This window comes from Leifsonia aquatica (assembly GCF_014190775.1).
GTDB classification, from domain to species: Bacteria; Actinomycetota; Actinomycetes; order Actinomycetales; family Microbacteriaceae; genus Leifsonia; species Leifsonia aquatica.
In genome coordinates this window covers 1,108,303-1,127,830 of the sequence record NZ_JACHVP010000001.1, presented here as the reverse complement: position 1 = coordinate 1,127,830, position 19,528 = coordinate 1,108,303, and the positions used below count along the sequence as shown (strand labels likewise).

Genomic DNA, 19,528 nt, shown 5'->3' with positions numbered 1-19,528 from the left:
GTGCTGATCAGGCGCTGGCGGTCGATCGCGGCCGCCGCCGTCGCCGCCCTCGCGCTCGCCCTGGTGCCGGCGACGGGCGTCCTGGGTGCCGAGCGCGCTTCGTTCGACCCGGGCGACATCATCAGCGACGACAGCTTCTTCAACCCGGACGCGATGACGGCCGGCGAGATCCAGTCGTTCCTCGAGGACCGCACGTGCAAGCCCACGGACGGCTCGCCGTGCCTCGCCGACTACCGGGTCGACGTGCCGCGCATCCCCGCGTCGGCCGGGCGCTGCACGGCGCTCCCTGCGCAGAAGGACGAGCGCGCGAGCAGCATCATCGCCCGGGTCGCCGAGGCGTGCACGATCAGCCCGCGCGTGCTCCTCGTGCTGCTGCAGAAGGAGCAGTCGCTGCTCACCGCGCCCAGCGCCTCCGGCTACCAGAAGGCGACGGGCTACGCCTGCCCCGACACCGCCGAGTGCGACAAGCGCTACTTCGGCTTCGTCAACCAGGTGTACCGGGCCGCGTGGCAGTTCCGTGAGTACACGGTGCACCCCGGCGACTGGCGCTACGGCGTCGGGCGGAACGACATCCAGTTCCACCCGGACGTCTCCTGCGGCTCCAGCCGCGTGACGATCGTCAACCAGGCGACGGCGAACCTCTACAACTACACGCCGTACCAGCCGAACGACGAGACCCTGGCCGCCCCGACCGGTCCGGCCGGCGACTGCTCGACCTACGGCAACCTCAACTTCTCCCGGCTCTACACAAACTGGTTCGGCGACCCGCGCACTGAGCGGTATCCGGCGTTCATGCTGCCCTGCCTGAACTACGCGGGCGGCTTCGGCTGCGCTCCCACGCCGGGCCTGCGCGGCTGACCGGAGTCGGGCCCGAGCGCTCGCACGCCCGTCAGCGCAGAATGCCGCGCTCGCGGGCGGCCGCGACCGCTGCCGTCCGGGAGGTCACGCCGAGCTTCGTGAAGATGTGCGCGAGGTGCGACTTGACGGTCGTCTCGCTGACGAAGAGCTCCGTCGCGACCTCGGTGTTCGTGCGACCCGCGGCGACGAGCCCGAGGACCTCGATCTCGCGCGCGCTCAGGCTGACCCGCGGCGCGCGCAGGCGGTCGAGGAGGCGGGAGGCGATGACGGGCGCGAGCGCGCTCTCCCCCGCCGCCGCTGCGCGGACGGCGGCGATCAGCTCGTGCGGCGGCGCGTCCTTCAGCAGGTAGCCGCTGGCTCCGGCCTCCACGGCGCCGAGGATGTCCGCATCCGAGTCGTAGTTCGTGAGCACCAGCACGTACGGTGCGGCGTCGAGCGCGCGGATGCGACGGGTGGCGTCGGCTCCGCCGCCCTTCTCCCCCGCGCCGAACTGCAGGTCCATCAGCACGACGTCCGGGTTCTCCCGCTCAGCCGCCGCGACGGCCTCGTCCGGCGTCGCCGCCTCGGCGACCACCGCGAGGTCGTCCTCGGACGAGAAGAGCGCCACGAGACCCGCGCGGACGATGGGGTGGTCGTCGGCGATCACCAGCCGGATCACGAGGCCTCCGCCGTCGCGAGCAGCACGGTCAACGACGTTCCCCGGCCCGGCGCCGACTCCACGACGAGGGTGCCGCCGAGTTGCTGCACCCGCTCGCGCGCCGCCTGCAGGCCGAAGGAGTCCGAGGTCGCGCCGCCGTCTCCCGACTCCGCCGCCCGCAGGTCGAACCCGTCGCCGTCGTCCGACACGGCGAACCGGAGCCCATCGGCATCCGCGACCAGCTCGATCACCGCGCTGTCGGCGTGCGCGTGCTGCACGACGTTCGCGATGGCGCCCTGGGCGATCCGCAGCAGCGCGGTCTGCACGTGCATCGGCAGCGGGACGGCGTCGGCGACGCGGACCTCCACCGCCAGCCCCTGCGCTGCCCACTGCGTGCGGGCGAGGCGCCGCAGCGCTCCCCCGAGGCCCTGGTCGTCGAGGTCCGGTGGGGCGAGCTCGCGGATGAACCGGCGCGCGTCGGCCAGTCCCGTCGCCGCGGTCTCGCGGGCGAGCCGGATGTGGTCCACGCCCGGACCGTCGGGGGCGGCGCGCTCGGCCGCGTGCAGGAGGAGCTGGATGCTCGAGAGCCCCTGCGCGAGGGTGTCGTGGATCTCTCGCGCGAGGCGCGCACGTTCCGCGAGCACCCCGGACTCGTGCTCGGTGACGGCCAGCTGGTCGCGCGTGTCGAGCAGCTCGCGCATCAGCGCCTCACGTTCGGCCGCCTCCCGCGCCAGCGCCTGGTAGCCGAGTCCGATCAAGAGGGCGACACCCGCGCCGACCAGCGGGCCGACCACGCCGCCGACGGTCCAGCCGCCGTGGAGGCCGAGGGCGACGATCGCCGCCGCGGTGGAGAGCAGGATGGCCACCGCTCCCCACCGGCCGCCGAGCAGATGGAGGTAGAGGAAGAACAGCGGGAAGACCAGATAGGCCGCCTCAGTGCTCAGCCAGAGCAACGTGGCCCATTCGACGGTGAGCAGGGTGAGCCAGATCAGTCCGGCCGCACGTCCGCGCGCCCCCGCGCCGCGGGCCAGTGCCGCCCCCACGAAGTACGTGGCGATCAGCACCACCGCGACCGCCACGATCGCGATGGTCGACGACGACGGCACGACGAGCGCTCGCACGATCACCAGGCCGGCGAGCACGACGAACAGCACGTGCAGCCCGGTGCGCAGGCCCACGAAGACCGGAGTGAGCGCGGTGTGGGCCATGTCTGGACTCTACGCGGGAGCCGGGAGCGGCGGCATCGTCCAAAAGGTGGAGCGGCGGTTCGCCCGATCGGTCGCGCAGGCCTGTTCCGACGGCCGATGCCCGGATCGGCGCGGGTGGCGAGGCTGGAAGCACCATCCCGTCCCGTCTCTCAACGCTCGAAAGGCCTCCCATGTTCGTCGCGCTCCGCGACCTGCGCTTCGCCCGCGGCCGGTTCCTCCTCATCGGATCCGTCGTCGCCCTCATCACCGTGCTCGTCGGCTTCCTGAGCGGCCTCACCGGCGGGCTGGCGACGCAGAACGTCTCCGCCGTCCTCAGCCTCCCCGGCGACCGGCTCGTCTTCTCGGCACCGCAAGCCGGCGACGCCGGGGCCTCCTTCGCGGACTCCGCCGTCACCGCCGACCAGTCGGCTGCATGGTCGCGGACGGCCGGCGTGAGCTCCGTCGAGCCGATCGGCATCGCCCAGTCGCGCGCCGAGGCCGGCAGCACCCGCACGGCCGTCGCGCTGTTCGGGATGCCTGCCGACAGCGGTGACGGCGGCACGCTCACGGACGGCTCGGTGTCGCTCTCGACCGGCGCAGCGTCCGCCCTCGGCGCCTCGCCGGGCGACGACGTCACCATCGGCGGCACGTCGTACTCCGTGGGGTCGGTCGCCGGAGACGGCTGGTACAGCCACACCCCGGTCATCCGGATGACCCTGACCGATTGGCAGCGGTACTCCGCGGGCACCGGCAATCCCGACGCCTACGCGACCGTGCTCGCCGTCACCGGCAGCCCGGATTGGACGGCGGCGGACTCCGCCAACGACACAGTCTCCGAGACCACCATCGGGTCGCTGACCGCCCTGAGCTCGTTCCGCTCTGAGATCGGGTCGCTCCTGCTGATGATCGCCCTGCTGTTCGGCATCTCCGGACTGGTCGTCGGCGCCTTCTTCACCGTGTGGACGATGCAGCGCAAGGGGGATGTCGCCGTGCTCAAGGCGCTCGGTGCCAGCACGCCGGCCCTGGTGCGGGACGCGCTGGGCCAGGCGCTGATCGTCCTCCTGCTCGGGATCGGTGTTGGACTCGTCGTCGTCGCCGGGCTCGGAGCCCTGGCCGGGAGCGCACTGCCGTTCCTGCTCAGCCCGCTCACCACCCTCCTCCCGGGCGCGATCCTCGTCGTGCTCGGTCTCGCCGGGGCCGCGTTCGCGCTCCGCTCCGTCACCTCCGCCGACCCTCTCACCGCACTCGGGAGCAACCGATGATCCAGCTCGACGACGTCACCCTCACCTTCCCCGACGGCGCGACCCGCGTCACCGCCGTCGACCATGTCAGCCTGACCGCCCGCCCGGGCACCGTCACCGCGGTGACGGGTCCCAGCGGCTCGGGCAAGTCCAGCCTCCTCGCGGTGGCCGCGACCCTCATCCGACCCGACTCCGGCCGGGTGACGATCGGCGACGTGGACGCCTCGGGACTCGATGCGGCCGCTGCCGCCGAGCTGCGCCGGACGGGCATCGGCATCGTCTTCCAGCAGTCGAACCTGCTGCCCTCCCTCACCGCGAGCGAGCAGCTCCGCGTGATGGGCGAGCTCGGCGGCAAACGCCGTGCCGGAGCCCGCGCCGCCGCCACCCGCCGCGCCGACGAGCTGCTCGACGCCGTCGGCCTCTCCGCCCACCGCGACAAGCGCCCGCACCAGCTCTCGGGAGGCCAGAGGCAGCGCGTGAACATCGCCCGGGCCCTCATGAACGATCCGTCGGCGCTCCTGGTGGACGAGCCGACGAGCGCGCTCGACCAGGAGCGCGGAGCGGAGATCATCGACCTCATCCTGCGCCTCAGCACCGAGCGCGACGCCGCGACCCTGCTCGTCACGCACGACGTCGTCCACCTGCCGCGTATGCACCGCGTGGTCCGGCTCGTCGACGGGCGGCTGGAGGCCGCCCAGCCCGTCGCCGCGCATGCGCCGGGTGGCATATGAATCGGACTACCCTCGAAAGGTGACGATCCACGAACCCGACGACGGGCCGGCCCCGGTGCAGCGGCCCGGCCTCACCTACTATCTCGGGCGCTGGATCATGGCGCCCATCGCCAAGATCGTCTACCGGCCCCGCGTCATCGGCCGCAAGAACGTCCCCCGCCACGGCAAGGTGATCCTCGCCAGCAACCACCAGTCGTTCATCGACTCCATCCTCATCCCGCTGATGTCGCCGCGACGCGTGCAGTTCCTCGCCAAGTCGCACTACTTCGAGGGGACCGGGCTCAAGGGCCGCATCTCCCGCTCCTTCTTCACCGCGATCGGCGCCGTGGGCGTGCGCCGCGGCGCCGGGCAGGCCGCCCAGGAGGCGCTGGAGCAGTCCCGCCGCATCATCGACACCGGCGCGGCGTTCGCCCTCTACCCCGAGGGCACACGCTCGCTCGACGGCCGCCTCTACAAGGGCCGCACCGGGGTCGGCTGGCTGGCGCTCACCACGGGCGCGAAGGTCGTCCCCGTCGGGCTCATCGGCACCGACGAGATGCAGCCGGTCGGCGCGAAGTTCCCGCGCGTGCGCCGCGTGACGGTCGCGTTCGGCGAGCCGCTCGACCTGGCCCACTACGGTCCGCCGGAGTCGGGCCGCGCCCGCCGCCAGGCCACCGACGAGATCATGGCCGCCATCCACGCCCTCACGGGCCAGGAGCTCGCGGGCACCTACAACGAGGCGCCGCCGGCCAACCCGGTCGAGCGCGTCAAGCGGGTGCTCCACCCGGAGCGCCTCTAGGCCTCCCGAAGGGTCAGGCCAGGGTGAGCAGCTCCGGTTCGTGGCGGACGGGGAAGTTCACGCTCGCCGCGATGAAGCACTTCTCCGACGCCGGTCCGTGCAGAGCCGCCGCGAGCTCCCGCTGAGCCGGGTCTGCGACGGTGACGCGCGGGTGGAGGACCGCCTCGGTGAAGTGCCCGCCGCCGTTCGCGGTCTGCTCCATCGTCCCGGTCGCGGCGTCCGCGTAGCCGACGACCACCACACCCGCGCGAGCCGCCTCGGCGAGGTAGCTGAGCATGTGGCACTGCGAGAGGGCCGCGAGCAGGAGCTCCTCCGGGTTCCAGCGGTCCCGGTCGCCGAAGAACGCCCGGTCGGCCGAGCCCTCGAGCGGATGCTTGCCCTCGGCGCTGATCACGTGATCCCGGCCGTAGTCCTTGTAGCCGCTGGTGCCGGTGCCGCGATTGCCGGTCCACTGCAGATCGATCGCGTACTGGTGCTCGAGTCTCATGGTCCGATTCTGACACCACGGTTAGAATCGATCCATCATGACTGACACCCTGAACGCGCCCGTCTACACCGTTCCGCAGGAACGCCGCATCGTCACCGCCGTACCCGGCCCGGCCTCCCAGGCGCTCCACCAGCGCCGCCTCGCCGTCGTGCCGACGGGTGTCTCCTCCGCGCTCCCCGTGTACATCGCCCGCGCCAACGGCGCCATCCTGGTCGACGTCGACGGCAACCAGTTCGTCGACTTCGGCGCCGGCATCGGCGTCACGACGGTCGGCCACACCGAGACCGCCGTCGTCTCCGCCGCCGCCGAGCAGCTGCAGGACGTCATCCACACGCTCTTCACCATCACGCCGTACGAGGAGTACGTGCGCGTCGCCGAGCTGCTCGCCGAGCACACCCCCGGCGACCACGCCAAGAAGACCGTGCTCGTGAACTCGGGCGCCGAGGCCGTCGAGAACGGCGTGAAGATCGCCCGCAAGCACACCGGCCGCCGCGCCGTCGCCGTGCTCGACCACGCCTACCACGGCCGCACCAACCTCACGATGGCCATGAACTACAAGGCGGCGCCCTACGCGACCGGCTTCGGCCCGTTCGCCGGCGACGTCTACCACGCCCCCAACTCCTACCCGTACCACGACGGCCTGTCCGGCGCCGAGGCCGCGGCCCGCACGATCGCCTACCTCGAGAAGGTCGTCGGCGCGTCCGATCTCGCCTGCCTCGTCGCCGAGCCCATCCAGGGCGAGGGCGGCTTCATGGTCCCCGCCGAGGGCTTCCTGACCGCCCTCCAGGAGTGGTGCACCGCCAACGGCGTCGTCTTCATCGCCGACGAGATCCAGAGCGGCATGGCCCGCACCGGCGCCTACTTCGCGAGCGAGCACTTCGGTCTCGTGCCCGACCTGGTGCTCAGCGCCAAGGGCATCGCCGGCGGCCTCCCGCTCGCCGCGGTCACCGGCCGCGCCGAGATCATGGACTCGGCGCAGCCGGGCGGACTGGGCGGCACCTTCGGCGGCAACCCGGTGGCCGCGGCCGCCGCGATCGCCGTGTTCGACGAGATCGAGAAGAACGACCTCCTCGCCGAAGGACGCCGCATCGAGGCGTCGCTCACCGCGGGCCTGCGCGGCCTGCAGGAGAAGTACGACATCATCGGCGAGGTGCGCGGCATCGGGGCGATGATCGCGATCGAGCTCGTGCAGCCGGGGACCGCGCAGACCACCAAGCTGCCGAACGCCGACGCCGTCTCGAAGATCGTCGCCTACGCCGCGCAGCAGGGCGTGCTCCTGCTCAACGCCGGCACCTACGGCAACGTGCTCCGCTTCCTCCCGAGCCTCGCCGTCTCCGACGAGCTCATCGCCGACGCGATCTCCGTGATCGACGACGCGTTCGCCGCCCTGTGAGCCCGGCCGTGAGCGCCGCCGTCTTCTCGGGCGCCGAGGCCGTCGAGCTCGCGGTCGTCGAGCGCAGCGGTTTCGTCGAGTCGCGGCACGTCGGCTCGGCCGTCGTGCTCGGGCCGGACGGCGCGATCGCCCGCTCGCTGGGCGCGCCGGAGAAGCCCGTCTTCCCGCGATCGACGATGAAGCCGTTCCAGGCCGTCGCGATCCTCGGGGCCGGAGTGGCGCTGGAGGGTGCGCGTGCCGTGCTCGCCACCGCCAGCCACGCGGGCACGCCGGCGCACCTGTCGGTCGTGCGTACCATCCTGGCTCAGGCGCAGCTCAGCACCGACGCGCTCCTCTGTCCGCCGGACTGGCCGCTCGACTCCGCGGCGCGGGACGACGCGATCCGCGCCGGCGAGCAGAAGCAGCCGCTCTTCATGAACTGCTCCGGCAAGCACGCGGCCATGCTGGTCGCCTGCCGGGTCAACGGCTGGCCGCTCGAGAGCTACCTCGACCCGCAGCACCCGCTGCAACACCACATCCGCGACACCGTCGAGCGCCTCACCGGCGAGAAGGTCGTCGCGACCGGCGTCGACGGCTGCGGCGCCCCCGTGCACGCGATGTCGCTCGTGGCGTTGGCCCGCGGCATCCAGCGCATCGCCACGGCGTCCGACGGCTCGCCGTTCGCGCTCTACCGCAATGCGGCGCTGCTCAAGAACGCGGTGCTCGCCGACGGCTGGGCGATCGACGGCCCCGGGCGCGCGAACACCGTCGTCATCGACGAGCTCGGCGTCTTCGCCAAGGGCGGAGCCGAGGGCGTCATGGTCATGGCCGCGCCGGACGGCACCACCGTCACACTGAAGATGCTCGACGGCAGCCTCCGTGCGGCGACCGTGGTCGGCCTGTCGCTGCTCGCCGACGCCGGAGCGGTCGACCGCGCCGCCGTCGACGCGCTGCTCCCCCGGCTCGACCTCGCGGTGCTCGGCCGCGGCGAGCCGGTCGGCGAGATCCGCGCCGCGTACGTCTGAGCGGATCCCTCCGCACACCGAACGGGCCCGGCAGCTTCCGCTGTCGGGCCCGAACGGCTTTGGGGGTCTCGGTCGCGCCTACTGCGTCGAGCGGGCGAGACGGCGGGCGCGGGCGGCCGCGGTCAGCTGCGAGATCAGCACCACGAGGATCGTCAGGATGAACACCGCCGACGCGATCACGTTCGCCTGGGCCGGGATGCCGCGCGACGCCGCGATGTAGATGTACATCGGGAAGGTCGTCACCGCGCCGGCGTTGAAGTTCGTGATGATGAAGTCGTCGAAGCTCAGCGAGAACGACAGCAGCGCCGCCGAGAGGATGCCCGGCAGGAGCAGCGGGAAGGTGATGCGCCAGAAGACCGCGTTGGGCGACCCGTAGAGGTCGCGCCCCGCCTCCTCCAGCGCCGGGTCCAGGCTGGCGACCCGGGCCTTGACCGTCACGACCACGAAGCTGATGCAGAACATCACGTGGGCGATGATGATCGTGCCGAAGCCCTTGTTGACGCCGAGGCTCAGGAACTGGGCCGCGAGTCCCGCACCGAGCACGACCTCGGGGCTCGCCATCGGCAGGAAGAGCAGGAGGCTGGTCTGCGAGCGGAAGCGGAACCGGTAGCGCATCAGCGCGATGGCGATCATCGTGCCGAGCACGGTCGCGATCACCGTCGAGATCAGGCCGATCACGATGCTCGCCATGAACGCGTCGCAGATACCGGCGGCGTCGCACACGTTCGTCCAGTTGCGCAGGGTGAACCCGCGCCACGCGATGTTGTTCTTGATCGCGTCGTTGAACGAGAACACGAATGTGTAGACGATCGGGATCAGCAGGAACGCCAGCGCGAGGAAGGCGTACACGCCGAGGCCGAGGCCCGCGAACCGGCGCCGCGGCGGTCGTGGGGCAGCGGACCGCGAGCTGGTGCTCGTGCTCGTCCGGTTCGGGAGGGTCGTGGTCACAGCAGGTCCTCCGTCCCGCTCCGCCGGACGTAGACGCCGACGATCACCAGGATCACCGCCATCAGGACCACCGACATCGCCGCGGCCGCCGGATAGTTCTGCAGCACGAGGAAATTGCTCTCGATGACGTTGCCGATCATCGAGGTGTCGGCGGCGCCGAGGAAGTCCTGCGACGCGTTGATGTAGTCGCCCGCTGCCGGGATGAAGGTCAGCAGGGTCCCGGACACGATGCCCGGCATCGACAGCGGCACGGTCACCTTGCGGAACGTGGTCCAGGCGTTCGCGTACAGGTCCTGCCCCGCCTCCAGCAGCCGCACGTCCAGCCGTTCGAGGGTCGAGTAGAGCGGCAGGGTCATGAACGGGATGAAGTTGTACGTGAGACCGAAGATCACCGAGAACGGCGTGCCCGTGATGTGCGCGTCCGGCGGCAGGACCGAGATGGCGCGCAACGCGCTCGCGACCACGCCGTCGTCGCTCAGGATCGACTTCCAGGCCAGGGTGCGCAGCAGGAAGCTGATGAAGAACGGCGCGATGACCAGGGTCATCAGCAGGTTCTGCGCGAGCGGCCTCCCCCGCATCTTCACCCCGATGAAGTAGGCGAGCGGGTAGCTGATCACCAGCGCGGCCGCCGTGGCGATGAGCGCGTAGGCGAACGAGCGGAGGATCTGGGGCCAATACTCCGAGATCGCATCGGTGTAGTTGCTCCACTGGAAAGCGGCCTGGTACTGGCCGATGTCGCCATCGGGCACGGGCGTCTGGAACGACGTGATGATGAGCGAGACGAGCGGCGTCAGGAAGAACAGCACGAGGTACGCGACGCCCGGCAGCAGGAGCACGAGGGCGATTCCGCTCTTACGGCGGACCGCCGGCTCGGTGTCCTGGGTCGGCGCCGGACCGGTGAAGGCGGCGAGGGCCATCTACGCCTCCTCCAGCTCCGCGAGCATCCGGTCGCGGGCCTGGGCGGCGATCGCCTGGGTGTCAGCGTCGTCCGCGAAGCGGCCGTCCGCCGGCGGCTCGTCGGCCAGCACGAAGGTGTGCGACGCGTCCCAGGCGACCCAGACCGAGGCGCCGAGCGCGGCGACCGGACCGCTGTGCATGTTCTGCGCGAACACGATCACGCTCCCGAGGCCCGGGATGTCGACCAGGTATTGCGTGCTGACTCCGCTGAACGAGACGTCGGTGACGCGCCCCGGGCCGAGGCTGTTGGCCCCGGACGGGATCGTGTCGGGCGTCTCGTGCAACGTCAGCTTCTCCGGCCGGACCCCGATCGTGACGAACCCGGCGTCGCGTTGTGCGCGGGACCGCGGGACGCGGATCGGGTTACCCGCGACCTCCACCCCGATCGTGTCGGCGCCCGACTCGCGCACCGGCCCGACGAAGAGGTTCGACTGGCCGAGGAAGTTCGCCACGAACACCGTCGACGGCAGCTCGTAGAGCAGCTCCGGAGCGCCCATCTGCTCGATGCGTCCCTTGTTCATCACGGCGACGGTGTCGGCCATGGTCATGGCCTCCTCCTGATCGTGCGTGACGTGCACGAAGGTGAGACCGACCTCGGTCTGGATGGACTTCAGCTCCAGCTGCATCTGCCGCCGCAGCTTGAGGTCGAGCGCGCCGAGCGGCTCGTCCAGCAGCAGGAGGGCGGGCCGGTTGACGATCGCGCGGGCCAGCGCCACCCGCTGCTGCTGGCCGCCCGACAGCTGGGAGGGCCGACGCGCTGCGAGATGGTCCAGCTCGACCAGGCGGAGCGCCTCGTGGGCCTTCGCCACGGGATCGCCGATCTTGCGGCGGCGCAGCCCGAACGCGACGTTCTCGAGGATCGTCATGTGCGGGAAGAGCGCGTAGCTCTGGAACACCGTGTTGACCGGCCGCTGGAACGGCTTGGTCCGGGTGACGTCCTTGCCGCCGATGAGGATCTGCCCCTCCGTCGGCTCCTCGAGGCCCGCGACGAGACGCAGGGTCGTGGTCTTGCCGCAGCCGCTCGGGCCGAGCAGCGCGAAGAACGAGCCGGCGGGGATGGTGAGGTCGAGCTCCTCGATGGCGGTGAACCCCGGGAAGCGCTTGGTGATGCCGGCGAGACGCAGGTCGGCGCCCGAGTCGGCGAAGACTCCCTTCGGCATCAGGCCCCCAGGATCACTTTCTGGAACGCGGCCTGGTACTTCTGCTCCTCGGCCGTGCTGAGGGAGCGGAAGATGTGCGCCTGCGACAGGGTGTCGGCGTCGGGGAAGATCAGTTGGTTGTCCGCCAGGGCGGGATCGATGGCGACCGCTGCCGCCTTCGCGCCCTCCACCGGGGTGATGTAGTTGACCCAGGCCGCCACCTCCGCCGCGACCTCCGGCTGGTAGTAGTAGTCGATCAGCTTCTCGGCGTTCGCCTTGCGCGTGGAGCCGATCGGGATGACGAAGTTGTCGCTCCAGAGCGTGCCGCCGGCCTCCGGGAGCACGAACTCCCAGTTGTCGCCGGCTTCCGCGTTCAGCTGCGTGATGTCGCCCGACCAGCAGATGGCGGCGAGGGTGTCACCGCTCTTGAGGTCGTTGAGGTACGAGTTGCCCTTGATGTTGCGGATCTGGCCATCGCTGACCTTCTTCGTCAGCGTGTCGATGGCCGTGTCGAAGTCGGCGTCGGAGAAGGTCTTCGAGATGTCGACGCCCTGCTGCAGGAGGAGCAGGCCCATCGTGTCGCGCATCTCGCTCAGAACGCCGACCTTGCCCTTGAGTTCGGGCTTCCAGAGGTCGTCGACCGACTTCAGGCCCTGCGGCAGTTTCTCCTTGTTCCAGCAGATGCCGGCGAAGCCGCTCTGCCAGGGCAGGGACTTCTTCCGTCCCGGGTCGAAGTCGATGTCCTGCAGGTTGGCCACCAGGTTCTTCTTGTTCGGGATGGCGCTCTCGTCGAACGACTGCACGTAGCCGAGGCGGATCCACCGGGCGATCATCCAGTCCGTCAGGCAGACCGTGTCGGCGCCGATGTCCTTGCCGAGCGCGAGCTGGTCCTTGACCTTCGCGTAGTACGTGTTGTTGTCGTCGACGGCGACGTCGTACTTGACCGTGATCCCGCTCTGCTTCTGGAACGCCTCGAGCGTCGGGTATCCGCCGTCGTCGTCCTGGTCGAGGTAGGCCTGCCAGTTCGCCCACGTCATCGTCTTGTCCGTCGACGAGTTGTCCTTCGCCGGGGTCGGCTTGCCCGAGGCGCCGCCGGTGGAGCAGGCGGCGAGGGCGAGCGTGGCGGCGCCGGCGCTCAGCCCGGCCAGCAGGCCGCGGCGCGAGAGCTGGGATGCACGTGCGGACTGCACGAGCTGGCGGATCATCGGGTCTTGCGGGAGGGGCCTGGGATTCACTGAGGTGCTCCTTCGGGGCTCGAACACGGACCACTGGGCGACGCCTGACCGAGACACTCCGGCGTGCCGTCGCGGTGGGTCGATACTGGCACAGGACGCAGCGGTGCGCACCAGAAGAAGGGCAAAACGTCGGATCCGAAACATGATCTTCACGAAATCCGTTCCGATCGAGGCGATTCACCCGGGAAACCGCACATCGCGGCTCCCGGAGGGCGTGCGCGGGAGCATGACGGACGATATCCACGTCGCGCATCACACCAGAATGCGGAATCCGCGGAGACAGATCGAAATCACTATCGAAATCCTCCGTCGAGGCGGCTAGGGTGAGAGGGAATCACCACGTCGATGTGAGAGGAATCCCATGAAGGTCGCGATCCCCCGCGAGATCAAGAACAACGAGTTCCGGGTGGCGATCACCCCGGCCGGTGTGCACGACCTGGTCGGAGCCGGGCACGAGGTCTACGTCGAGGCGGGTGCGGGCGTCGGCTCCTCCATCCCCGACGAGCTCTACGCGAGCGCCGGGGCGACCATCCTCCCGGACGCCGCGGCCACGTGGGCCGCCGGCGACCTGATCCTGAAGGTCAAGGAGCCGATCGCGAGCGAGTACGGCTACTTCCGTGACGGACTGGTGCTCTTCACCTACCTGCACCTGGCGGCCGACGAGGCCCTCACGCGTGCGCTCATCGCCTCGGGCGTGACCGCGATCGCGTACGAGACCGTGCAGCTGCCGAACCGCTCCCTCCCGCTGCTCGCCCCGATGAGCGAGGTCGCCGGACGACTCGCCCCGATCGTGGGCGCCAACACGATGCTCAAGCCGAACGGCGGCCCGGGCCTCCTGGTCCCCGGCGTTCCCGGCACGCACCCGGCCGTCGTCACCGTGCTCGGCGGCGGCGTCGCCGGCACCAACGCCACCTCGGTCGCCGTCGGCCTGGGCGCCGAGGTGACGGTGCTCGACACCAACATCGCCCGACTGCGGGAGCTCGACGCGCTCTACGCCGGCCGGATCAAGACCATCGCCTCCAACAGCTTCGAGATCGAGAAGGCGGTCGTCGCCTCCGACCTCGTCATCGGCTCGGTGCTCGTCCCGGGAGCCAAGGCGCCCAAGCTGGTCAGCAACGACCTCGTCTCGCGGATGAAGCCGGGCAGCGTGCTCGTCGACATCGCCGTAGACCAGGGCGGCTGCTTCGCCGACTCGCACCCGACCACGCACGCCGACCCGACCTTCACGGTGCACCAGTCGCTGTTCTACTGCGTCGCGAACATGCCCGGCGCGGTGCCGCACACCTCCACGTACGCGCTCACCAACGCGACCCTCCCCTACGCCCGGGCGATCGCGAACCGCGGCTGGCAGGCGGCACTCCGCGCAGACGCCTCCCTCGGTCTGGGCCTCAACGTGCACAGCGGCCAGGTCGTCAACGCGGGTGTCGCCGAAGCGCACGGCCTGCAGGCCGCCGAGATCGCGGAGGCGCTCGTCTAGCGACTGCTCCACTCCGAAGGGAGGGGTTCGCACCAGGTCCGGTGCGATCCCCTCCCTTCGCTGCGTTCAGCGGTGCGACGAGAACGGAGGAGATGGCGGGCAGGACCCCCGCAGAACGCAGGGAACGGAGGGGTTCGGGGTCTGGGGAGGGGAAATGTCCTCCGGTAGCCACCGTCCGTGGGCGGTGCCGGCCGGAACTCCTCCGGTGGCGACGGGTCAGCTCAGCTGACGTCGAACCACTGATCGCCGATCTCGACGCGGGTGCCGCGGGTGACGCGGTAGCGGCGGCCGGCCTCGCACTGGCGCGCGGTCGCGCCCAGCGGGCGGGCGACCGTGCCGTTGCCGGAGTAGCGGTCGCAGATCCAGAGGTCGTCACCCTCCAGCCCGAACTCGAGGTGCGTCTTGGACACGCTGCGGGCCGGGTCGGAGACCACGACGAGCTGGTCGACCTCCTCCCCCGGCTGCGTGATCGGGCGACGGCCGACGAGACCGGATCCGGACACCGTCACGGTCTCCCCGGTCGAGAAGCTCAGGGTGTAGGGCGCGACGGCCGTCGCGACGGGCGGTGCCGTCTCGATCGGCAGGACGGCGACGGCCTCGGTGGGAGGCAGACCGTCCTCGTCGAGGAAGACGCCGGCCACCGCGGGCTTCGGAAGCCGCTCGACGATCGTCGTGTCGGAGGGACGCGGGTCGGCGACCTCGGGCTCACGCACGCGCGTCGCGGTCACCGAGCTCCCGCACCGGCCGCAGAACAGCGTCCCCTCGCTCAGCTCGGCTCCGCACACCCGACAGTTCATCGCCCGTCTCTCCTCTCACGCCTTCCTCCACGGTATCCGAGGGAACGCAACGAGACGGCCGCCAGCACCCTCTTCCAGCGCGTGTCGCGCCGATCGAGCTGCCCGCGCAGGTCGTCGACGGCCTTCCAGACCGAATCGGCCTCCTCCGGCGTCGGCGCGGTGGGGCTGTAGACGGCGCGGTCGGCGACCTTCGCGAGCGCGGCGGCGCGGTTGCCTCCGATGGTCTGCGCGAACTCCACGCGGGTCGCGGCGGGCGGCGGGTCGTAGCCGTGATCGACGGCCGCGTCGGCGAACTCGCGCCACCCTCCGACGATGCGCTCCGACGCGGTCGAGGCGGACCTCCGCAACGCCCGGCGCCGCCACTTGGCCGCGAGCACGGCGAGGAAGGGCGCCGCGAGGACCGCCAGGATCAGCAGCGTCCAACCCACCACCACCAGGATCGCGAGCAGCGTCTCGACCAGGGGGTTCGGCGGCTGCTGATCGGTGGTGTCGACCTGCGCCTGCGGCGGCTCGTCGTTCTGCTGGGGGTTCTCGTCGACGGGCGGCTGCACGTTGGTCTGGGGCCGCGAGATCTCGGTGGGCTGCTCCGGCTGCTTGGGCGGGACGGGCCGCACGGGCGGGGTCGGGTCCACCGTCACCCAGCCGTCCGCGGTCTGCACCTCGATCCACGCCGAGACGTCCGATCCGGTGAGGGTGACCGTGGCGCTCGAGGCGGCATCCGCCGGTGCGATGAATCCGAACACCACGCGCGCGGGGAAGCCCAGCTGGCGCGCCATCAGGGCGGCGGTCACCGCGTACTGCTCCTGGTCCCCGAGCATCGGCACGTCCGTGAGGAGCTCCGTGATCCGGTCCGCGCCGTGTCCGGATCGGCTCGCTGGCTCGTCGGGGCCGATCCCGTGGCTGATGTAGCCGTCCTGCGCGAGACCGCGGAGCGCCGCCGCCAGCTTGGCACCGGCACCGGTCACGCCGGCGGTGTACTTCTGGAGCACCGAGGCGAGCTCGTCCGGGATCACGGTCGGCTTCGGCACCGCATCGGACCCCGGCTCCGCCTTCTCCAGCCCGGCCGCCGTGACCGTCGGCTTCACCACCGAATCGGCGGTGTAGCTGTCGCCGGACCGCAGCGCCGTCGTCAGCGCTCCGGTGCCGGTCACGTCGTTGTAGAAGAACGCACCCGCCAGCGTCGACGCGTCGCCCCCGTGGAACGCGATCTGCTCCAGCTGGCCGGTGCCGGGCACCCAGGGACCGCGGTAGTCGCGGACGGTGACCGTGACCGTGTGGTCAGTACCGCGTACGCGCGACTGATCGAGCCGGTAGGGCACACGGGTGAACGATCCGGACGCACTGGTCGTCCCATCGCTGCCGACCGAGTAGGTGACGCCGTCGTAGGTGTCCAGGGTCGCGATCCGCAGCCGTCCGTCCGCGGGGAGGCCGGAGACCGTGAGCATCGGCTCGTCCGCGCGCGGGTTCTCGAGGTACGACCGGAACCCGCTGAGCGGGCTGGGATAGGCGCGCGGATCGAACGGCTGCTCGACGGCCGTGCGCACGACCTGGCGGTCGGTGGCGGGAGGCACCGCGACCGCGGCGGCGATACCGACTGCGGACGCGCCGACCAGCATCACGAGCGCGCCGACACCGGTGAGGAGGGCCGTGGACCGTCGTTCGCGCGGCGTCTCGACGGAGAGGCCGCTCTGCTCCCCCAGCGCACGCAGCGCGGCGGACCGGCGCCGCAGCCGGAACCGGATGAGCCAGACCAGAAGGAGTGCCAGGAGCCCCAGCACCAGCCAGAGCGGGACCGCCGACGTGCCCGAGCCGAGGGCGATGCCCGCGAGCAGGAGGAGCGCCGGCGGCAGCGTCGCGGTCTCCGGGGTGCGGGCGCGCAGAGCGACGCTCACCGTGACCACGGTGGTCAGCAGGATCAGGATGAACGCGGGCACGAGGAGGGCCTGGTACGACCCGACGGGGACGGAGATCGTGACCAGCTGCTTCCAGCTCAGCCAGGTCGCCTGGACGAGGTCGACGAAGCCCGCGCCGGTCGGGAGGACGCCGCCACCGGTGGCCTCGGTCGGGACCGCGAGCTGCACTCCGGCGCCGAGGTACACCAGCGCCACGGCACCGGCCACGACGATGCTCGGCCAGCGGAAGGCGGCGCCGAGCACACCGACGGCCCCGCCGAGCACCAGCGTCGCCGCGAGGAGGACGACGAACGCCGCCGACTGGTAGACCGGCCAGAACGACCAGGCGGCGAGCCCGACGGCCGCCAGGGCGATCGCCGTGTCGACGCTCGCGCTTCCCGCGCGCAGCCGGACGCTCATGTCGCCAGCCGTTTCGCGAGACTGTGCTTGAGGTCCTCCAGGTAGCCGATGGTCAGCACGCTCAGGTCCGCCACGCGCCGCAGCGACGGCACCGCGCCCGCGTCGCAGACGATCGCGACCACGTCGACTCCGAGCGGGAAGTGCGCGGCGGCGGCGCGCAGCTGGGCCGCGGTCGGTGCCGACCCCGCGATCAGGAACGCGATCGACGTGCCCGCGGCGTCGTCGACCGAGACGCGCGCGAGCTCCGGGAGGCGGAGGGCAGCGGCGGTCGTCTCGACGCCGGCCAGGTCGTCGAGCAGACGGCCGCGGTTGACGGTGCTGAGCCGCCGGGCGCTCAGCACCATTCGCTTGGCGAAGTCGGGGGTCGCGGCGCTGGCGACGACCGAGACCGTGCGCGAGTCGAGCATGGCGCGCACGCCGAGGGACCCGGTGGCGCTCACCGCGAGCTCGAACTCCTCGTCCGACGCGTAGTCGGCTGCCGACAGGCTCAGGGCGACGAGCAGGTGGCTGCGCCGGGTCTCCTCGAACTGGCGCACCATGTAGCTGCCGGTCTTCGCGGTGCTCTTCCAGTGGATGTAGCGCCGCTCGTCGCCCGGCTGGTACTCCCGCAAGGCGTGGAACGCGATGTCGCTCGACGTGAGGTCGCGCGTCGGCGCCCCCTCCAGATCACGCACGAAGCCGGTGCTCATGCTCGGGATGGCGACGGTGCGCGGATGCACGAACAGGTCGAGCGAGTCGGCCCAGACGACCTCGCGGCGCAGCAGGCCGATGGGGTCGGCGCGGACGGTGCGGACGGGCCCGATCGGGACGATGCCGCGCCGGGTGGTCGGCACGACGAACACGTCCGAGTGCTCCTCGCCGACCGCCAGGGCCGGGGAGGCGAACTCCGCGAGCCCCTCGCCGACCGGCACCTCGATCCGCACGCCGGAGAGACGCCGACGACCCGGGTTGCGCACCACGACCTCGCCGGGAGCGCGATCCCCCACGACGACGCGGTTGGAGGGCAGCGACAGACCGACGTCGAAGCCGATGCGTCCGGCCAGGTAGCCGGTCGCGATGACCAGCAGCGCGGCCGCGGTCCACCCCGCCACCACGGCCTCCGTCCAGCCGAACACGTACCCGAGCACGAGGGCCGCCACCGCGACGGCGCCGAGCGACCAGCCCAGCGGGGTGACCACCGAGCCGGCCCTGCGCGCGACGCGGGCGATGGCGCGCCCGACGACGGAGGTGGTGCGCACGATCCACACGATGGCGTCGGCCATCGCGCCCTCGCGCTCGCCGACGATCCGGGCGCGCGCGTTGGTGAGCTCGGCCTGCGTGCGGGTGACGGTGCTGGTCACACGGTGACCCGATCGCTCGGCGGCGGGATCTCGATGAGGAGCTGACCGACGACGCTGGATGCCGAGACGCCCTCGAACTCCGCCTCGGGGTCGAGCACGAGCCGGTGCGCGAGCACGGGCTCGGCGAGAGCCTTCACGTCGTCGGGCGTCACGTAGTAGCGGCCGTTCGACGCAGCGAGAGTCTTCGCCGTGCGCACGAGCGCGAGGGCGCCGCGCACGCTGACGCCGAGCCGGATCTCCTCGGCGGCGCGCGTCGCGTCGACGAGGCGGGCGACGTAGTCGTTGATCGTCGCGTCCACGTGCACCCCGCGGGCCATGGTCGCCATCTCGACGACCGTCGCCGCCGAGACCACCTCGGGCACGACGACCTCGTGGGCGCGGTGCTCCGCCCCCTCCAGGATGCGCAGGGTCGCCTCGTGATCGGGATAGCCGATCGACGCCTTCATCAGGAAGCGGTCGAGCTGCGCCTCCGGCAACCGGTAGGTGCCCGCCTGCTCGATCGGGTTCTGCGTGGCGATCACCATGAAGGGCGCCGAGACGGTGTGCCGGACGCCGTCCACGGTCACCTGCTGCTCCTCCATCACCTCGAGCAGGGCCGACTGGGTCTTCGGGCTCGCCCGGTTGATCTCGTCGGCGAGCACGATGTTGGCGAAGATCGGGCCGCGGTGGAAGTCGAAGGCACCGGTGCGCTGGTCGTAGATGTTGACGCCCGTGATGTCGCCCGGGAGCAGGTCGGGGGTGAACTGGATGCGGTTGGTCGAACTGCGCACGCTCTCCGCGATCGCGCGCGCCAGCGACGTCTTGCCCGTGCCCGGGAAGTCCTCGAGCAGCAGGTGGCCCTCGCTGAGCATCGCGGTCAGCGCCAGCCGGATGACGTGCGACTTGCCCAGCAGCACGCGGTCGATGTTCTGCACGAGCCGGTCGAACACGCCCGCGAACCAGGTGGCCTGCTCAGGGGTCATCGTCATGCGCGGGCCTCTCGTGGTGGGGTACGGGACGCGGACCGC

General features: G+C 71.3%; 18 protein-coding genes. 7 read left to right on the top strand and 11 right to left on the bottom strand.

Going from position 1 to position 19,528, the window contains the following annotated elements:
- Entirely contained in the window at nucleotides 1–858 is an 858-nt protein-coding gene (locus tag FHX33_RS05375; RefSeq protein WP_021762854.1) for a hypothetical protein, read from the top strand.
- A 31-nt stretch (nucleotides 859–889) separates the two neighbouring features.
- Here the strand turns inward: FHX33_RS05375 and FHX33_RS05370 are convergent, their stop codons facing one another.
- Together FHX33_RS05370 and FHX33_RS05365 are read right to left on the bottom strand one after the other, a co-directional pair.
- Nucleotides 890–1,516, bottom strand: a complete 627-nt coding sequence (locus FHX33_RS05370) for a response regulator transcription factor (protein WP_021762855.1) — start codon at nucleotides 1,514–1,516, stop codon at nucleotides 890–892.
- Nucleotides 1,513–2,703 carry a sensor histidine kinase gene (locus tag FHX33_RS05365; RefSeq protein WP_183428249.1) on the bottom strand — a complete coding sequence of 397 codons (1,191 nt, stop codon included), beginning with the start codon at nucleotides 2,701–2,703 and terminating at the stop codon, nucleotides 1,513–1,515. Before FHX33_RS05365 ends, FHX33_RS05370 begins: the two co-directional genes overlap by 4 nt.
- 170 nt (nucleotides 2,704–2,873) lie before the next feature.
- Here FHX33_RS05365 and FHX33_RS05360 point away from each other — a divergent pair, with 170 nt between their 5' ends.
- The 3 genes from FHX33_RS05360 to FHX33_RS05350 are packed head-to-tail and all read left to right on the top strand — an operon-like array spanning nucleotide 2,874 to nucleotide 5,432.
- Nucleotides 2,874–3,944 carry an ABC transporter permease gene (locus FHX33_RS05360; protein ID WP_183428248.1) on the top strand — a complete coding sequence of 357 codons (1,071 nt, stop codon included), beginning with the start codon at nucleotides 2,874–2,876 and terminating at the stop codon, nucleotides 3,942–3,944.
- On the top strand, nucleotides 3,941–4,654 hold the full coding sequence (locus tag FHX33_RS05355; RefSeq protein WP_183428247.1) for an ABC transporter ATP-binding protein: 714 nt from the start codon (nucleotides 3,941–3,943) through the stop codon (nucleotides 4,652–4,654). Before FHX33_RS05360 ends, FHX33_RS05355 begins: the two co-directional genes overlap by 4 nt.
- The gene (locus tag FHX33_RS05350; RefSeq protein ID WP_169730355.1) at nucleotides 4,635–5,432 is read left to right on the top strand and encodes a lysophospholipid acyltransferase family protein; all 798 of its coding nucleotides are present in this window, start codon (nucleotides 4,635–4,637) and stop codon (nucleotides 5,430–5,432) included. Before FHX33_RS05355 ends, FHX33_RS05350 begins: the two co-directional genes overlap by 20 nt.
- 13 nt (nucleotides 5,433–5,445) lie before the next feature.
- Here the strand turns inward: FHX33_RS05350 and FHX33_RS05345 are convergent, their stop codons facing one another.
- On the bottom strand, nucleotides 5,446–5,919 hold the full coding sequence (locus FHX33_RS05345) for an OsmC family protein (protein ID WP_021764780.1): 474 nt from the start codon (nucleotides 5,917–5,919) through the stop codon (nucleotides 5,446–5,448).
- Between the two features lie 37 nt (nucleotides 5,920–5,956).
- Here FHX33_RS05345 and gabT point away from each other — a divergent pair, with 37 nt between their 5' ends.
- Together gabT and FHX33_RS05335 are read left to right on the top strand one after the other, a co-directional pair.
- Nucleotides 5,957–7,312: a 4-aminobutyrate--2-oxoglutarate transaminase gene (gene gabT, locus FHX33_RS05340; protein WP_021764779.1), complete on the top strand. Its 1,356-nt coding sequence runs from the start codon at nucleotides 5,957–5,959 to the stop codon at nucleotides 7,310–7,312.
- Between the two features lie 8 nt (nucleotides 7,313–7,320).
- Nucleotides 7,321–8,316, top strand: a complete 996-nt coding sequence (locus FHX33_RS05335) for an asparaginase (RefSeq protein WP_179702227.1) — start codon at nucleotides 7,321–7,323, stop codon at nucleotides 8,314–8,316.
- Nucleotides 8,317–8,394: 78 nt separating this feature from the next.
- On the opposite strand, the gene FHX33_RS05330 is transcribed toward FHX33_RS05335, so the two are convergent.
- From FHX33_RS05330 to FHX33_RS05315, 4 genes are all read right to left on the bottom strand, one after another.
- A complete protein-coding gene (locus FHX33_RS05330; RefSeq protein WP_039923088.1) occupies nucleotides 8,395–9,165 on the bottom strand; it encodes an ABC transporter permease in 771 nt (256 codons plus the stop codon).
- A 95-nt stretch (nucleotides 9,166–9,260) separates the two neighbouring features.
- A complete protein-coding gene (locus FHX33_RS05325; protein ID WP_021764136.1) occupies nucleotides 9,261–10,181 on the bottom strand; it encodes an ABC transporter permease in 921 nt (306 codons plus the stop codon).
- The gene (locus tag FHX33_RS05320) at nucleotides 10,182–11,381 is read right to left on the bottom strand and encodes an ABC transporter ATP-binding protein (RefSeq protein WP_021764137.1); all 1,200 of its coding nucleotides are present in this window, start codon (nucleotides 11,379–11,381) and stop codon (nucleotides 10,182–10,184) included. It lies immediately after the preceding gene.
- Nucleotides 11,381–12,595: an ABC transporter substrate-binding protein gene (locus FHX33_RS05315; RefSeq protein ID WP_039923087.1), complete on the bottom strand. Its 1,215-nt coding sequence runs from the start codon at nucleotides 12,593–12,595 to the stop codon at nucleotides 11,381–11,383. The genes FHX33_RS05320 and FHX33_RS05315 overlap by 1 nt, the downstream gene beginning before the upstream one ends.
- 361 nt (nucleotides 12,596–12,956) lie before the next feature.
- Between FHX33_RS05315 and ald the strand changes: the two genes are divergently transcribed.
- Nucleotides 12,957–14,072, top strand: a complete 1,116-nt coding sequence (ald, locus tag FHX33_RS05310) for an alanine dehydrogenase (protein ID WP_021764140.1) — start codon at nucleotides 12,957–12,959, stop codon at nucleotides 14,070–14,072.
- Between the two features lie 221 nt (nucleotides 14,073–14,293).
- On the opposite strand, the gene FHX33_RS05305 is transcribed toward ald, so the two are convergent.
- Genes FHX33_RS05305 through FHX33_RS05290 form a run of 4 tightly spaced genes read right to left on the bottom strand, consistent with a single transcriptional unit; the run spans nucleotide 14,294 to nucleotide 19,489 of the window.
- Nucleotides 14,294–14,869 carry a zinc ribbon domain-containing protein gene (locus tag FHX33_RS05305; protein WP_021764141.1) on the bottom strand — a complete coding sequence of 192 codons (576 nt, stop codon included), beginning with the start codon at nucleotides 14,867–14,869 and terminating at the stop codon, nucleotides 14,294–14,296.
- A complete protein-coding gene (locus FHX33_RS05300; protein ID WP_183428246.1) occupies nucleotides 14,866–17,181 on the bottom strand; it encodes a transglutaminase domain-containing protein in 2,316 nt (771 codons plus the stop codon). The genes FHX33_RS05305 and FHX33_RS05300 overlap by 4 nt, the downstream gene beginning before the upstream one ends.
- A complete protein-coding gene (locus FHX33_RS05295; RefSeq protein ID WP_183428245.1) occupies nucleotides 17,178–18,521 on the bottom strand; it encodes a DUF58 domain-containing protein in 1,344 nt (447 codons plus the stop codon). Before FHX33_RS05295 ends, FHX33_RS05300 begins: the two co-directional genes overlap by 4 nt.
- Entirely contained in the window at nucleotides 18,518–19,489 is a 972-nt protein-coding gene (locus FHX33_RS05290) for an AAA family ATPase (protein WP_021762983.1), read from the bottom strand. The genes FHX33_RS05295 and FHX33_RS05290 overlap by 4 nt, the downstream gene beginning before the upstream one ends.
- Nucleotides 19,490–19,528 lie beyond the last annotated feature (39 nt).

Coding starts and splice junctions, on each gene's coding strand:
- ald (WP_021764140.1), top strand. CDS start 12,957: ATGAAGGTCGCGATCCCCCGCGAGATCAAGAACAACGAGTTCCGGGTG.
- FHX33_RS05300 (WP_183428246.1), bottom strand. CDS start 17,181: ATGAGCGTCCGGCTGCGCGCGGGAAGCGCGAGCGTCGACACGGCGATC.
- FHX33_RS05345 (WP_021764780.1), bottom strand. CDS start 5,919: ATGAGACTCGAGCACCAGTACGCGATCGATCTGCAGTGGACCGGCAAT.
- FHX33_RS05320 (WP_021764137.1), bottom strand. CDS start 11,381: ATGCCGAAGGGAGTCTTCGCCGACTCGGGCGCCGACCTGCGTCTCGCC.
- FHX33_RS05365 (WP_183428249.1), bottom strand. CDS start 2,703: ATGGCCCACACCGCGCTCACTCCGGTCTTCGTGGGCCTGCGCACCGGG.
- FHX33_RS05305 (WP_021764141.1), bottom strand. CDS start 14,869: ATGAACTGTCGGGTGTGCGGAGCCGAGCTGAGCGAGGGGACGCTGTTC.
- FHX33_RS05325 (WP_021764136.1), bottom strand. CDS start 10,181: ATGGCCCTCGCCGCCTTCACCGGTCCGGCGCCGACCCAGGACACCGAG.
- FHX33_RS05360 (WP_183428248.1), top strand. CDS start 2,874: ATGTTCGTCGCGCTCCGCGACCTGCGCTTCGCCCGCGGCCGGTTCCTC.
- FHX33_RS05350 (WP_169730355.1), top strand. CDS start 4,635: ATGCGCCGGGTGGCATATGAATCGGACTACCCTCGAAAGGTGACGATC.
- gabT (WP_021764779.1), top strand. CDS start 5,957: ATGACTGACACCCTGAACGCGCCCGTCTACACCGTTCCGCAGGAACGC.
- FHX33_RS05355 (WP_183428247.1), top strand. CDS start 3,941: ATGATCCAGCTCGACGACGTCACCCTCACCTTCCCCGACGGCGCGACC.
- FHX33_RS05290 (WP_021762983.1), bottom strand. CDS start 19,489: ATGACGATGACCCCTGAGCAGGCCACCTGGTTCGCGGGCGTGTTCGAC.